This window comes from Paenibacillus sp. sgz302190, assembly GCF_059820445.1.
Map to the genome: position 1 here is coordinate 96,861 of NZ_JBZYAO010000002.1, position 15,908 is coordinate 112,768.

A 15,908-nucleotide genomic window follows, 5' to 3' on the forward strand; every position below is an offset into this window, starting at 1 on the left:
AATGCCGATGAATTTAGCCGTTAAGTTGATGCAAAAATTCAAAGACCGCGATACCCGGAATAAGCTGAAAGTCTATCAAGACAAAGCGGATCTCATCAGGAAACGGAATTTGGAAGTATGGGAGGATGGGCAGCTTCAAGCGGAATCCCTCCGGCTGCAAAAAGAAGCAAAATCGGGTACGCCTTTGGATGAGCTGCTTGTCGATGCTTATGCGTTAGTCTGCGAGGCAGCGAAGAGAAAGCTTGGATTACAGCCTTACGATGTCCAGATCATGGCTGCCGTCGCTCTGCACGAGAGATTTGTGATCGAGCAGCATACCGGTGAAGGAAAAACGCTCTCTGCTGTTATGCCTGCTTATCTAAATGCGCTTACCGGCAAAGGCGTTCATGTGCTGACTTTTAACGATTATTTGGCAAATCGAGATGCGGAGTGGATGGGCCCGATCTATCGTTTCCTAGGGTTAACGGTAGACTCGGTTCAAGCGGGTATGAGCCTGTTTGAGAAACAGGAAGCTTACGCCAAGGATATAACCTATGTTACGGCTAAAGAGGCGGGATTCGATTATTTGCGCGACACGATCGCACTAAACGAGGCCGATACCGTGCATCGTCCTTTCCACTACGTCATCGTCGACGAAGCGGATTCACTGCTTCTCGACGAAGCGCGGGTGCCGCTAGTCATCACCGGCGAGTCGGGTTCTTCCAGCGACGATCGCATTCGTTTCGCTGAAGTGGCTCGGCAGCTTGAGCAAGCAGAGCATTACGACTTCGATGAGTTCCAGCGGAACGTATACTTGAATGAAGCAGGCTCAGCGAAAGCGGAGGCACTGCTGGGATGCGGCAATTTGTACGATAGCCATAACAGTCATTTGTTAACGTCATTGAATTGCGCGCTGCATGTGGAATCGTTATTAAAAAAAGACGTCGATTACATCGTACGGGACGGTAAAATCGATCTGATTGAAGAATATACCGGACGCGTGGCGGAGAACAGGTATTTGCCGGACGGGTTGCAAGCCGCGCTTGCGGCCAAAGAAGGGCTGCAGTCGAAAGCCGGCGGGAAAATTCTCGGGATGATCACCCTTCAACACTTCATTAGCCTGTATCCGAAGATTTGCGGAATGACGGCTACCGCGCAAGCTTCTGCAATGGAATTCAAAGATATTTATGTGCTGCAGGTCGCGCAAATTCCACCGAACCGGCCAAACATACGGATCGACCATCCGCACCGGATTTATACCCATAAAGAAGCCAAGCTTAAGGCGCTTGTACACGAAATCTCGTCCGTCCATGCGACGGGACGTCCAATTCTCATTGGTGCGTCAAGCGTCGAGGAGTCTGACATGCTGGCGGAAGCGCTAGCGGTTGTCGGCGTACCTTGCCATGTTCTGAATGCGAAAAACGACGCAGAAGAAGCCGATATCATCGCAAAAGCGGGAGAAATTGGCGCCGTGACGGTGTCTACGAATATGGCGGGACGCGGCGTCGACATTCGGCTCGGCGGTGGCAACCCCTCGCAAGCAGAAGTTGTTGCCATGCTGGGAGGATTGTACGTGATTGGTACGCATGTGAATGAAAGCGTGCGGATCGACGACCAACTGCGCGGGCGTTCTGGCCGCCAAGGAGACCCTGGAGCTTCCGTATTTTTCATAAGCTTGGAGGACGAGTTGTTGCTTCGGTTCGGCATCAATAAAGCGATTCGCGCTCCCAGGCAGGATGAGGCTCTCGAAGAGCCGATGCTTCGCAGCAAAATCGCGCATATTCAGCGTGTTATTATGGGCCAAAACTTCCACATATGCCAAGAATTGAACTGTTATTCGGATATGGTGGAGGATCAGAGGCGAATTCTATACGAGGAACGGCTCGGAATTTTGAAAGGCGAGAAGCCGATGAGCCCTTCGGAGCAGCGGGTGCGGCTTTATTATATCGACGAGTTCTGGGCTGACCATCTTGCATACGTTTCTTACATCCGCGAAGGCATCCACTTGGAGAGCCTTGCCAGCGGCAATCCGATCGACGAATTTCATGCGCAAATCACCCAAGCCTACGAGCAAATTCCGGCTAAAATAAATAGCGAGTCGGCGAATATGCTTGTAAGGCTCGGAGGTTCGAATGATCCGTCGAAGTGGGAAGAGTTCGGTCTGAAGAGCCCTACCTCCACTCGGACTTATATAATAAACGATCAATACATCCAGAATAAGCGCAGCTCATGGACCGCAATGACTGTATTTGCTTTTTGGATTCGCAATATTTTGAGGCCGATATTCGGGTGGCAAAAATTTTGATTGGGACGAATTGCAGAACTTGTGGACTGGAAAACACAAGTTGCTTTTGAGGCCAGCAATGCCGCCGCGCTTCACACCTAGGCGGATTTTTCGCCGATAGACCCGTTGAGCTGAACCGTACCACAAATGACGGCGAAAAAACTGGGATGTAGGAAGATGGCCGACAATAATGTCATTTGTCCCTATAAAACCGATAGCTGATAAAAGTAAGAATCGATGCAGCTAATGCCAGCACGCCCCCCATCCACCCGGTATGGAGCAGCCCGATATTGGTGGCAACCAGTCCTCCAATTGCAGATCCTGCAGCAATGCCTAAATTAACAGATACAGGAAACAAAGAAGCGGCGAACACCTTGGCTGAAGGAGAGTATTCCCCGGCCAAATCTATCAAGTACAGTTGAAATGTTACGTTAAATAAGTAAACGACAAGACCAATAATTAAGATATTTATCAATCCGAGAACGGCAAAATGTAATGTGAAATAAAGAGAGGCAAGAATAATGGCTTGAATGATAAAAACAAATCTTAATTTACTCAATCCGTTGCGAATAGCAATATTACCAGCTAGCAATGTGCTGATTATAGAAGCGACCCCGTATATCAGCAAAATAAGGCTTGTATATCTGGCGGGGATAAGCAACACATTTTCCAATATAGGCGTGATATAAGTATACACGACATAAGTGGCGGCAATGGTTAGTGTTGGGACGAGAAAAGCCAATACTATTCGGGGATGTGTCAATAAATCGAATTGGCTTTTTAATGAGTTTTGGGCACCTTTCAGGTTTCTCGGAAGTGTAATCGAGAGCATCGCCAAGGCAACCACACCTAAAAAAGCTGTGAACCAGAAAGCCATGTTCCAGCCGCCTGCTTGCCCGATCCAGGTACCCAGCGGAACACCCAGCACACTTGCAATAGTAAATCCGGCAAATATGAGCGAAACGACCGTGCTTCTTTTCTCGGCAGGCAATGTCTCGCTGGCAACCGTCGTAGCTATCGTCTGCATCAGTCCGCATACAACGGCGGTAACCACCCTTGCCCCCATAAGCAAAGGATAAACCGAGGAAAGCGCACTGGTTACATTGCCCGCAATAAAAATTAACATGCATGTCAGCATTAGCGAATAAGCAGGATATCGGCTGACAAGAACAGTTACGATAGGCGTGCCGACGGCAACCGCAAAGGCAAACCCGGATACAAGCGCCCCAGCTGCAGAGATTGTTATTTCCAAATCGGATGCAACGTTGGACAGCAATCCGACAATAACAAATTCGCTTGTACCCGTGACGAATGTCAGTAAAACTAAAGAAAAAACCAGAAACTTCTGCTGTATGCTCAAAGGTACCCCGGTTGATTTTGCCATCTCCATAACTTACTCCCCCTGATTGAGATTCATGTCCTAACTTTGCCGCTTTCATTGGCTTGTGGTTGCTATTATGAATTAAAAATGTCAATAATAGAAGTACAGACTTTTTAGTGATATAGTTACCAAAAAGAAATAATTGTGCAAACAAAGGGGGGTGAGGAATGAGAACGTACTACTGTACTCTTGAAGTCGCGATGAGTATCATTGGCGGGAAATGGAAACCACTCATTGTTTATCATTTAACAAAGGAATCCAGAAGAACAAGCGAGCTAAAGCGGATGATTCAGGGGATAACACAGAAAATGCTGATCCAGCAATTAAGAGAACTTGAAGAAGACGGAATCATTATCCGAAAAATATACAATCAAGTCCCGCCAAAAGTGGAGTATTCGGTTACAGAATTTGGAATGTCAATGGCACCGATCTTGCTTGCACTGTGCGAATGGGGAGAAAATTATTTAGAGGAAACCTTCGACAAAGGCGAATACCAAATTTTGAATAAATATTAATTGAACCAGTAAGATGGACATAGCTCCGCATGTACGAACGGGCTGTTCGAGCTGATGGGGACCGATGTGGCGTTTGAATTCGGCTTGGAAGCTGATTCTGCTGGGGATTGAACAGGTGATAAAGGAGCAGATCGGGCATTGAAAGGTTGGCAATTATGCGCCGCGGCAGCTCCTTTTGCATTTTTAGCCGATAGACTCGTTAAGCTGAACCATACCATAAGCTGTTTGACGGGGGCCGAGGGCAGTTGGGCGCCGACGCGTAATTGAAGAGCCAGTAACTTCCGGCGATGGATGCAATCCGTCGCCGGTTTCCTGTTGCTGCGAGTTTTTAACAGCCGGTCACTCGGGTGGAGAAGGGGATGCGGGAGAAATGTTGAACCACTACAATTGGACAAGTTGGCTCATGCTAAGGACTTAAAAATTACCACATGCAGCAAAAATAAAAAAGCCTGGGAAATAAATTGTCGTTAACAGTTTATCTCCCAGGCTTTTATCCCTTCGTGACACAACCTACTCAAATCATACACAGCTCTCTTTATTTAGCCACCCTTGATCAGAAATCATATATAATAAAGAATAGAGTTTAACAGCCAAATTCGAGGTGCCGATCCATGATTCTGAGTACCAAACTTCATATCCCGCAAACGCGGCGCGATGACCTTGTTGAGCGAGCGGCGATCACCGAGCTATTAAATAAAGGATTAATGAGCAAACTTACATCCGTAACGGCTCCCGGGGGGTACGGTAAAACAACAGCTTTGAGCCAGTGGCTGCAGCAGTCCGCCATACCTGCCGTATGGATTTCCTTGGGCCCTCAAGATAATGATCTGATTGAGTTTTGGAACTATACGATCGCTGCCGTCAATAGTAAGCACCCTCAATTTGCGGAAGCGGTCACCCCGTATTTGCCATCCTTAAAATCGGGAGCGTTTGAACCCTTCATCTCAGCCGTGATTCGCGAGCTCGACGGCTGCTCGGATGAATTGGTCATCGTTTGGGACGATTATCACGTGATTGATCTTGCCGCCATTCACGCGTCGGTAGCGTATTTTCTAGCCTATTTGCCCGCTCACATCCACCTCTATGTAACAAGCCGGGCTGAAATGCCTTTTCCTTCGGCAAGGCTGCAAATAACAGGCCAAATGGTGAAAATCACGATTCAGGAGCTGCGCTTTCAACTTGCAGAGGGAATTCGTTACTTTCAGGATTGCATGGGATTGCCGCTGCCGGGGGAAAAGATAGCTCTGTTGGTCGACCGCACGGAGGGATGGATTAGCGGACTGTATCTGGCGGCCATTTCGCTGCAAAGAAGCGGCAATTATTCAGATTTTATCCGTGCCTTTAGCGGGGAGCACCGCAGCATATCCGATTATCTGTTTCAGGAGGTTTTTAGTCTCCAGCCGAGCGAGATTCAGTCCTTTCTATTGGAAACATCGATTGTAGACAGGATCAACGGCTCGTTGTGCGAAGCGGTTACCGGACAAGCGAATTGTCAGGAGCTGCTGGAAATGCTGGAACAGCGCAATTTGTTCATTGTTTCATTGGACGATCAGCGGGAATGGTATCGCTATCATCATTTGTTTTCCGAGTTTTTGCGGAGGCTTTTCCGGCAGAGATATGCGGGACAGTCGAAGGCGTTGCATGTCAAGGCAGCCCATTGGCTGGAGGCGCACGGATTTCTGGAAGAAGCGGTAGAGCAACTGTTTGTGGACGGGCATTACCACGAAGCAAGTGCCCTGATCGAAAAGCATCTGCAAAGTCTTCATGCGAAGAGAGGGGTGCTGTATCGATGGTTGCGTGCTCTGCCGGAAGCCTGTTTTACGGGAAAGCCGCGCATACAGTTTCTGTATGTCAAAGTGATGGTGGAGACCAATGAACTGGAGCCGGCACAAGCGAGACTTCGCCTGATGGAGGACAAGCTGTCAGACCCGGAATGGAAACCTTACGCAGGAAACGTTCATTTTTTGTCCGCGGCTGTTTCGTTTTACCGAAGAGACTTTCGACGAGCGAATGAATATTTTGAGATATTTGATCGGCATACGCCGGGGGGCAGCTACATTCAGATGATTGAAGCGAACTCCTATTCGATGTATTTCGACACATTATTGAGCTTCTTCGATGATTTGCATGATGCGGAAAGATTCTTTTATAAATGGATCAAAGTATGGGAAGATAGAGACAATTACCCCTACGCTGGCTTTTTCTACAATACGTACAGTTTGCTGTTATATGAATGGAACCGCTTGGAAGAGGCTGAAGTTTATGCGGAGAGGGTACTGAAGTCAACGTGCATGCAGCCCTATGCCCTTATTCTGTTAAGCGCTACTATCAATGCTGCGCGGATCTGTCAGGCCAAAGGAGATTCGGCCAAAGCGTTTGAATGGCTGGAGGGGGTTAAACCTAAGATCGATTCCGTGGATAAAAGAATGTTTATGAGGAGAATAGAAGCGGAGAAGGCAAATTTATCACTTGCGAACGGTGCTTTCGATGAGGGTTGGCTGCAAACATGCGGCATCAAGCATACCGATACGATCCCGCCCGGTCCAATCAAAGAATATCTGTATTTGGCAAGTGCGCTTATGGAACAGGGGGAAATTGATGAAGCTTTGCAACTGCTGGAACAATTGTACCGGCTTGCCGATCAGGCTGATCGGACCTGGGATAAGGTTAAGGTGGCTATCCTGCAAAGCATGGCTTTTTATCGAAAAGATGATATGACGAACGCTGTCATGAAGCTGGAGGCGGCACTCCAATTGGCGGAACCGGGGAAATACATCCGCAGTTTCGTGGATGAAGGGGCCAAGATGGCGGAGCTGTTGCGTGAATATATCGGGCAAAGGCAGATCAACGCTAACCGCAAGTCTACGAGCCTGCGCTACGCCAGGGAATTGCTTCTGCTGATGTCCGATTCTGGGCATGAGACTGGAAGCTCGGGAGCCCTGCTCACGAAACAGGAATTAAAAATACTTCGGATGATTGACATGGGGCTATCCAATAAACAGATCGCCGAGCAGCTTGAAATCACAGCCGAAACGGTCAAGAGCCATCTGAAAAGTATGTTTAGAAAACTTCATGTGAACAGCAGAGAACAGGCACTGAAGCAAGGAAAAGAATTCCAATGGCTGTAGCGAGCCAGTTATCGCAATTCAAGAAAAGCATGATTATACAATACATATTGGCACCGTGTATATCCCCCAATATTTTAACGTCTCTCCCCCATCAATGGGGGATTTTTTTGTTGGGACGAAAGTCATAGAATTGGGGAGAAAGTGGCATTAATCGACAAGCGGGCCAGGAAAATATCGGTATTTGTCGGCCCAAGTAATCTTGTATCGCTACATCGTCGGTTGCAATCATAATGACAAATGAAGAGGTGTATACGAATTTATGAAGCTATCTACATCAGGACTCAAGATGTGGTTTTCCCGACCTGGGAGGATCGTTCTGGCATGTCTGCTCGCCTTCATGCTCATTCCATTCATGGGGGGAGGCAAGGCTGCCCATGCGAATTCGCCAACGTCGTCGACTTGGCCAGTGGTGGGACAATCTGTGCAACCGTCCAACGTGCAAACTTTGTTCAAAGTGGGCGGCACGTTGTATGCAGGGACAGGGAACTTCAACAATGACGTATGGCAGAACACGAATGGCACTTGGACGCAGATGGAAGGCTCACCGGCAGGTGTGCGAACCTTTCTTGTTGATGCGGACGGCACGTTGTATGCGGGTTCTTGGGGTGACGGCGTGTCGACGTACACGGCCAGTGACGGTTGGAAACAGATGAGCGGCTCGCCGGGCAATGTGTATTCCTTAATCGATGTAAACGGCACGCTATATGCGGGGGCTTCTAGTGGCATTAACAACAGTAAAGATGTATGGACTTACGACACTACTGCGACTACGCCTGCATGGACACAGATGACGACCAGCAATACGCCGACTGACGTGCAAGCCTTAATTCATGTAAATGGCACACTATATGCAGGGACGTTAAGCAATGGCATTTGGGCGTACAGTAACGGGGCATGGACGCCGATGAGCAGCACGCCAAGTGGGCCTAACACGTTAACAAATGTAGTTTCTTTAGTTGATGTCAACGGCACGCTGTACGCGGCGACTTTCGGCGGAACCCACACTGTCTGGACGTACAGTGGCAGTACATGGACGCCTATTTCCAATTCGCCGCGTTATGCGCGAACCTTGCTCAATGTGGGCGGCACGTTGTATGTAGGGACTGGTTCCACCTCCGATGATATGTGGACATGTACGAGCACTTCATGTACGCAAATGTTCGGATCTCCGGGCAACATATATGCTATGCTTGATGACAACGGGACGTTGTATGCAGGGACGAAAAACGGAAACAAAGACGTGTGGACGTACAGGAATGGCGCGTGGACACAAATGGGTGTTTTGCCAGGCAATACGAACACTTTGCTGAATGTCAATGGCACGCTGTATGCAGGGACAAATGATGACACTAAAGCCGTGTGGGCGTACACGGCCAGTGGTGGATGGACACGGATGAGCGGCTCGCCGGGCTATGTGTATGCCTTGATCGATGTCAATGGTAAGCTATATGCAGGGACTTCTAATGATGACACTGACCATGACGTATGGATTTATGACACGACCGTGAATACGCCCGTATGGACGCAGATGACGAGCAGTCTTGCGCCGAGCAATGTGTATGCCTTGCTCAATGTGGGCGGTACGCTGTATGCGGGGACGAATAACGGCAGCAATGACATATGGACGTATGATACTGCCGCGACTTCGCCCGAATGGACGCAGATGACGGCAGGCAGTGCACCAATGTTTGTAAATGCCTTGGTCAATGTGAATGGTACGTTGTATGCGGGAACAGGGGGCAGTGGGAACGACGTTTGGACGTATGACTTGAACGTGGCTACGCCCGAATGGACCCGTATGACGATCAGCCATACGCCGAAAAATGTGCATACTTTGCTTAATATGAACAGTAAGCTATATGCGGGAACTGCTAACGGTGAAGGCGATGACGTATGGATCTACGATACGACCTCGGCTACACCCGAATGGACCAGGGTGGCGGGCAGTAATAATGCGCCGAGTACTGTGAATGCCCTACTCGAGGTGAACGGTACGCTGTATGCCGGGACGGATAACGGCAATAACGACGTATGGTCGTACAGCAACGGCGAATGGGAACAGGTAAGTGGTTCGCCGAGTCAACTGAATTCTCTCCTGGAGGCAAACGGCAAGCTATATGCAGCGGGACTGTACGGTGTATATCAACTGACCTCTCCCGGAGCACCTGCGAATTTGCAATCCAGCAGCACGACAGCTACATCGACTACGCTATCCTGGGATGCCGTATCAGGAGCGACTGGCTATCACCTCTACAAGGATGGAGGCAATACGGCGATTGCCACTGTGACTGGCGCCACTTATACGGTGAGCGGGCTGGCACCGAACAGTTCCTATACGTTTGCGGTGAGCGCATTCAATGCGGCCGGTGAATCGGCGAAGAGCGATGCGGTACCTGTTCAGACATTGAGCACAGCGAGCACAGCCGCAACACTGACCTCGACGATAGGCACGGTAAGCACAGGCGGAACCGCAAATGAAAGTATCACGAACATTCCATACGGCACAGAGTTCGCTGATTTCAAGGCAGCAATTACACCGGCAGCGAATGCAACGTTTGAAGTATATGATGCAGATGGAACAACTGTAGCGACTACTTTGGCAACGGGCAAGAAGGTCATTGTTACCGCACAGGACGGGACCACGAAGGTAACTTATACGGTAACAGTGAACGTAAGCACAGCCTCAACGCTGACCTCGACGATAGGCACGGTAAGCACAGGCGGAACCGCGAATGAAAACATCACGAACATTCCATACGGCACAACGTTAGCTACGCTCAAGGCAGCGATCATACCGGCAGCGAATGCAACGTTTGAAGTATATGATGCAGATGGAACAACTGTAGCGACTACTTTGGCAACGGGTAAGAAGGTCATTGTTACTGCACAGGATGGAACCACGAAGGTAACGTATACGGTAACGGTGGGCTTAAGCACAGCCGCAACGCTGACCTCGACGATAGGCACGGTAAGCACAGGCGGAACCGCGAATGAAAGTATCACGAACATTCCATACGGCACAACGTTAGCTACGCTCAAGGCAGCGATCACCCCGGCAGCGAATGCAACGTTTGAAGTATATGATGCAGATGGGACAACTGTAGCGACTACTTTGGCAACGGGTAAGAAGGTCATTGTTACTGCACAGGATGGAACAACGAAGGTAACGTATACGGTAACGGTGAGGACCGTAACGGAGATTCCTGCGTATACGGTGACGTATAACGGCAACGACGCTATATCTGGCAACGCGCCAACTGATAGTGGCTCATATGCGCAAGGAGTTACCGTTTCGGTTTATGGGAACACCGGAAATTTGGTGAAGACGGGCTATACGTTCGCAGGCTGGAAAACGGAAGCGGATGGACGCGGAACGAGCTATACCGAAGGGTCGTCTTTCATCATGGGCACGTCCAACGTGACACTATACACAACGTGGACGATCAACACGTATACTGTCAGCTTCAAAAGTAACGGCGGTTCAGCGGTGGGCAGCCAGCCAGCGAACTATAACAGTAAGGCGACAAAACCAACTGATCCTACGAGAAGCGGGTACACGTTCGGCGGGTGGTACAGCGACAGCGGGTTGACGGCACTGTTCAATTTCACCATTCCGATCACGGCAGATACGACCCTGTATGCAAAGTGGACGGCCAACAACACGGGCGGCTCTTCTAGCAATGGCGGCACTCCATCATTAACGTCCTCAAACAATACAGTGATCTCGACAGACGGTACGCTAACGCTTCCCATCGGTAAATCTGGTGAGGTTAGTCTGGGCGATGATGTCAAAATTATAATTCCTGCCGGTACGTCTGGAAAAGAATTGAAAATAACGATAGAAAAAGTGGCAGACACACAAAAGCTGCTTACAAGCAAGGATGCTCTGGTCAGCCCGGTATTCGAAATTCTAAAAAACTTTCCGGAAAACTTCAATCAGGAAATCACAATGACTTTTACCTTCGATCCGAAAAGGTTAAAGGGCAATCAAAAACCTTCTGTATTTTTCTACGACGAAATAAAGAAGATATGGGTGGAAGTCGGCGGCGAGGTAAAAGGAAATACTATCACCATAAAAGTTAACCACTTTACGAAATATGTGGTATTCGCTGAAGATAAAGTTCCAACAGTGCCAACACCAGGAACGCAACCAACAATTAGCTTTAGCGACATCGCTGGACACTGGGCTGAGGCGAGCATCAAGAAAGCGATCAGCATGGGCATCGTTGGCGGCTACCCAGACGGTACGTTCAAGCCTGACAAAACCGTAACGCGCGCGGAATTTGCGGTGATGCTGATGAATGCACTCAAACCGCAAGGAGAGGGAGCGGCGCTGGTGTTCACGGATAAGGCGAAGATTGGCGCGTGGGCGCAGAAAGCTGTCACGCAAGCGGTACAAGCGGGCATCATTACAGGCTATGAAGACAGCACTTTCCGACCGGACGCCGAAATTTCACGTTCGGAGATGGCAGTGATGATCGCAAAAGCGCTGGGACAGTCCGTTGAAGCTGCAACGGCAACAGGCTTTGCGGATGACAGAGACATTCCGGACTGGGCGAAAGGTGCAGTTGGGGCCATGAAAAAGCTGAGTATGATCGAAGGTAAAGGCGCGAATGCATTTGCTCCGGGCGATAAAACGACAAGAGCAGAGTCAGTAACGGTGCTGCTGAAAATGTTGGCGCAAAAGGGCAAGTAAAGGAAAATCAAACAAGGCTGCTTTGAAGTCAATTTCAAAGCAGCCTTGTTTTTGTGTAAAAGGGAAAAATATTGAGCGCCGCGGTGCAGAAAATCATAAAGCTGCTGTGAAGTTTGACCCGCCAGCAGATTTTACGCGTCCCGTGTGGGGTGCCGGCAGCTTCCGGTCCGAATTGGCTAAGCTGGAACAGCATTATTTCGTATTTTTGTTGGAGGAGGCTTGGGAATCCTATCAGGCGGCGGCTGAAAAAGTCTGCTCACAACTCGGGAATTACGCCCACTATGCTTCTAATCGATTAATTTTCCACACAAGAAGTTCATCGAATAATCCCTTCTCGGCATCCCGCTGTAATCGTTGCAGGGCTACCAAAGGTTCAGTTTGCATACAGAGAGTGAAACAGACGGGGCTAGCAAAGCAGTTAGACCGAGGCCACTTTACATACATACAGTATGTATGTTAAACTGGGTACTATCATAACCGAGAGGGGTATTATTATGAAAGTATCCAGTTGTTATCCCGTCATTTTAACAGATCAAGTTATTCCCACGGCAGCATTTTACAAGGATCACTTTGGATTCAATAAGATGTTTGAGGCGGACTGGTATATCAGCTTGAAAATGCCCGGCAATGACATACCGTACGAATTGGCTATTCTTGACGCCTCTCATCCGACCATTCCCGACGCATACCGGACAAAAGTAAGAGGGCTGATTCTTAACTTCGAAGTGGACGATGTTGATGCTGAATACGAACGTCTCATTAGGGGAGCCAAGCTACCACTGGAGCTCGATATCCGGAGCGAGGATTTTGGACAGCGGCATTTCATTACCTCCGATCCCAACGGGGTATTGATCGATATCATTACTGTCATCCCACCTTCAAACGATTTTAGTACCCAATATTCCGAAGAGATATGGAAATAAGGGAATACTTGCATGGGAGCACATGTACCTTTGAAGAACTATTTTGGAGGAGAGCTGGCTGTACGGCTAGCCAGTCTAATCAAGCCCTACTACTCGGGTTTCCCAGTCGACAGTTTTGTAAATGCAGTAGCGGAACAGACAGAACCACTTGAGTTGAAAGCAAGGGTCCGGTTGATCGCCGGAGAGCTGCATTGCGCATTACCGCTGGATTATCCTGATCAATTGGATATCTTATTAAAAATCCTTGGCCCGGAGAATGAAAGTGAGCAGGGGATGTTCACCGAGGGTTACTTCCTGATGCCGATCGCCTATTTCGTGGAACAATATGGTCTTAATCATTTCCGGATTTCTATGGACGCGTTGTACGAGATTACAAAACGCCATACCTCGGAATATGCCATCCGCCCGTATCTCCTCCGCTATTCGGAGGAATGTCTTGAAACATTATCTACTTGGGCTTTCGATCCTAATTTTCATGTGCGTCGTTTAGTCAGTGAAGGGACTCGTCCTCGTCTTCCATGGGCAAAGCGAATGGAAGTGTTGAATGGTGATCCCGTGCAAAATCTTTCTTTACTTGAGCCATTGCTGGATGACGGTTCGGACTATGTCAGAAGGTCAGTAGCGAATCATTTGAATGATCTGACAAAGGATTACAAGCAGATCACAATAAATTGGATGGCTAACAAGCTGAGTGCCGGGTGGAAGCATGGCCGGAGCATGGTTGGCCACGCTTTAAGATCGTCAGCGAAGTCCGGAGATCCAGATGCGTTGGCTATGTTAGATGAGCTATAGGAAATTGGGATGCAAAGTAATGCGAATGGAGAACTAGTCGATTATGAAAAGAAACAAAGCAGCGACTGCGGAAACGATTCATAAGCTGCTCGATGTCGCCAGAACCCATTTTACCGAATACGGTTATGCGGATGCGGCACTGGAATCGATCGTTCATGAGGCGAATCTGACACGGGGAGCGGTCTATCATCATTTTCACAGCAAGAAGGAATTGTTTCGAATCGTACTTGAAGATGTCCAGCGAGAGGTTGCCGAAAGGGTGGAGCAAGAGGCATCGGCAAGTGAAGATGTATGGCAGCAGCTCTACTTAGGTTGCCGCGCATTCATTATGGCTGCTGTTGAAGAGCGAAATAGGCGTATTATGCTAATCGACGGCCCTGCAATTCTTGGCTGGGAAGTATGGAGGGAGATGGATAAAAACCATTCCATGCGTTTATTGAGGGAGCAGCTTGGAATCATGCACGACCATGGATACTTTCGGATGGTTCCCCTTGATGCAATGACCCATTTTATTTCGGGTGGTTTGAATGAGACGGCGCTTTGGATTGCCAACGAGTCCTTGCAGCCTAATGCTCTGGATGAGACTATGAAGGTACTTGGCGTATTCTTGGAAGTACTAAAACAATGACGATTCACTCATCTGAAGCGATGAAGTTAGGGGGCGGTCATATTAATCGGGTTAGGAGCTTGTCGCGCCGCGGCAGCTCCTTTCGCATTTTTCGCCGATAGACCCGTTAGGCTGAACCGTATATGTTCATCCTCCTAGAGACGGGTTCTAGGTGGATTTTTGTGTGACAAAATACGACAATGTTTTCCATAATCGTGGTATGATTGTGGTAAGTGTTTCGCTGAAGGCAGGGCCGCATCGTGAGGGTGGGGCTGTAAGCACGAAGAAGTCACAGCCGCAGATACTGTCCAGCAGCCCGTGGCTTGTTCGGAATGGCTTACATTAATTTGGACGAAGGTGATACAGTCATTATGAATTTGGAGATCATGAAGGATTTCTTGCTGCAGCTTGCGCTGATAACAACGTTAATATTCACCTTCGAAGTATTTTTGGCGGAAAAATCCAAATTACATCATTACGCAGCGATCATTCAGACGGTGTTGTGGGGATTGTCGATCCTATTGTGCATGTCCTTCCCTACCTATATACCCTCCGGTATTCGCATGGATATACGAATCGTTCCCTTGCTGCTTGGGACCTTGTATGGCGGCTGGAGAACGGGTGTCAGTTTATCCGCGCTAGTCATCCTGTACCGGATTTATATTGGAGTTGATTCCGGCGTTTATTCGACCATCCTGACTTTGCTCATTAGCATGACGGCAATCCTATACGCCCAACCCTTTTTTGCCGCGGCGGGGAAAAACAAAAGACTGCTCCTGGCGCTGATCCTGTCTTTTTGCTATTGCCTGGTCGGTGGCGTAACAAGGGTCTGGATGAACGGGTTTTCGTTCCATTTTTTTCAGGCCCAGGTTATATATACGATCGTTTCCGTCGCATCTGTGCTGTTTTTCGTATATATCAAAGAAATGATAAAAGAAGTAACGGAAAAAAACCGGCAATTGCAGGCCGAGGCGAGAGATGCGGAAATCGCCTTTCTGCGTTCCCAGATTAAACCTCATTTCCTTTATAATACGCTGAATTCCATTGCTGTATTGTGTATCAAGGAACCTCGTAAGGCTGAGGAATTAACGCTTGAGTTTTCGCAATATTTGCGGAAAAGCTTCGACTTCAAACAACTGGATTCCCTGACCACGATAGAAAATGAACTGGAGCTCGTCAAAGCGTATCTCAATATCGAAAAGGTGCGTTTTGGCGCCAGATTGTTTGTCGAGTACGATGTAACCGCCAATCCGGATACTCGGATTCCCCCGTTGATCTTGCAGCCGCTGGTGGAAAATGCCGTAAGGCATGGTCTGATGTCCAATTTGCGCGGGGGAACTATTAAAATAGCGATGAAGACTGAAGCGGACGGCGCAGTCAGCTTTGTGATTGAGGACAATGGCTGCGGCATGAGTGAAAGACAGGTGGAGGATATACTGTGCTCGAACGCGGGTAAGAAAGGCGTCGGGTTATGGAATATAAGTCAACGGCTCAAACTACTATATGGACAAAACATTCGAATTGAAAGTGCGGTAGGAACAGGCACAAAGGTGATTTTCGATATTCCTGCATACACGGCCAAGCAGAATGGAGGATGAAGCGG

9 protein-coding genes and 1 pseudogene are annotated in these 15,908 nt (G+C 48.6%); 9 read left to right on the top strand and 1 reads right to left on the bottom strand.

Annotation, left to right across the window (positions count from 1 at the left end):
- Positions 1–7: 7 nt before the first annotated feature.
- Positions 8–2,284, top strand: coding sequence for a preprotein translocase subunit SecA (locus tag AC6RNO_RS04000; protein ID WP_497104835.1), 2,277 nt, complete (start codon positions 8–10; stop codon positions 2,282–2,284).
- A 172-nt stretch (positions 2,285–2,456) separates the two neighbouring features.
- Here AC6RNO_RS04000 and AC6RNO_RS04005 read toward each other — a convergent pair whose 3' ends face one another.
- Entirely contained in the window at positions 2,457–3,653 is a 1,197-nt protein-coding gene (locus AC6RNO_RS04005) for an MFS transporter (RefSeq protein WP_474682371.1), read from the bottom strand.
- Between the two features lie 158 nt (positions 3,654–3,811).
- Here AC6RNO_RS04005 and AC6RNO_RS04010 point away from each other — a divergent pair, with 158 nt between their 5' ends.
- The 8 genes and pseudogenes from AC6RNO_RS04010 (at position 3,812) to AC6RNO_RS04045 (ending at position 15,903) form a co-directional block, all read left to right on the top strand.
- Positions 3,812–4,159, top strand: coding sequence for a winged helix-turn-helix transcriptional regulator (locus AC6RNO_RS04010; protein ID WP_474682372.1), 348 nt, complete (start codon positions 3,812–3,814; stop codon positions 4,157–4,159).
- A gap of 33 nt (positions 4,160–4,192) precedes the next feature.
- Positions 4,193–4,301 (top strand): annotated as a pseudogene (locus AC6RNO_RS04015) (TetR/AcrR family transcriptional regulator); the annotation flags it as partial.
- A 469-nt stretch (positions 4,302–4,770) separates the two neighbouring features.
- The gene (locus AC6RNO_RS04020; RefSeq protein WP_497104699.1) at positions 4,771–7,287 is read left to right on the top strand and encodes a winged helix-turn-helix domain-containing protein; all 2,517 of its coding nucleotides are present in this window, start codon (positions 4,771–4,773) and stop codon (positions 7,285–7,287) included.
- A gap of 421 nt (positions 7,288–7,708) precedes the next feature.
- Complete coding sequence (locus AC6RNO_RS04025) at positions 7,709–11,983, top strand: S-layer homology domain-containing protein (protein ID WP_497104700.1); 4,275 nt, start codon at positions 7,709–7,711, stop codon at positions 11,981–11,983.
- Positions 11,984–12,477: 494 nt separating this feature from the next.
- On the top strand, positions 12,478–12,906 hold the full coding sequence (locus AC6RNO_RS04030) for a VOC family protein (protein WP_474682375.1): 429 nt from the start codon (positions 12,478–12,480) through the stop codon (positions 12,904–12,906).
- Positions 12,907–12,918: 12 nt separating this feature from the next.
- Positions 12,919–13,698 carry a DNA alkylation repair protein gene (locus AC6RNO_RS04035; RefSeq protein ID WP_497104701.1) on the top strand — a complete coding sequence of 260 codons (780 nt, stop codon included), beginning with the start codon at positions 12,919–12,921 and terminating at the stop codon, positions 13,696–13,698.
- 43 nt (positions 13,699–13,741) lie between these two features.
- Entirely contained in the window at positions 13,742–14,326 is a 585-nt protein-coding gene (locus tag AC6RNO_RS04040) for a TetR family C-terminal domain-containing protein (RefSeq protein ID WP_497104702.1), read from the top strand.
- A 350-nt stretch (positions 14,327–14,676) separates the two neighbouring features.
- Positions 14,677–15,903 (top strand): histidine kinase, encoded by a 1,227-nt coding sequence (locus AC6RNO_RS04045; RefSeq protein WP_497104703.1) that lies wholly within the window; start codon positions 14,677–14,679, stop codon positions 15,901–15,903.
- The last annotated feature ends 5 nt before the right edge of the window (positions 15,904–15,908 follow it).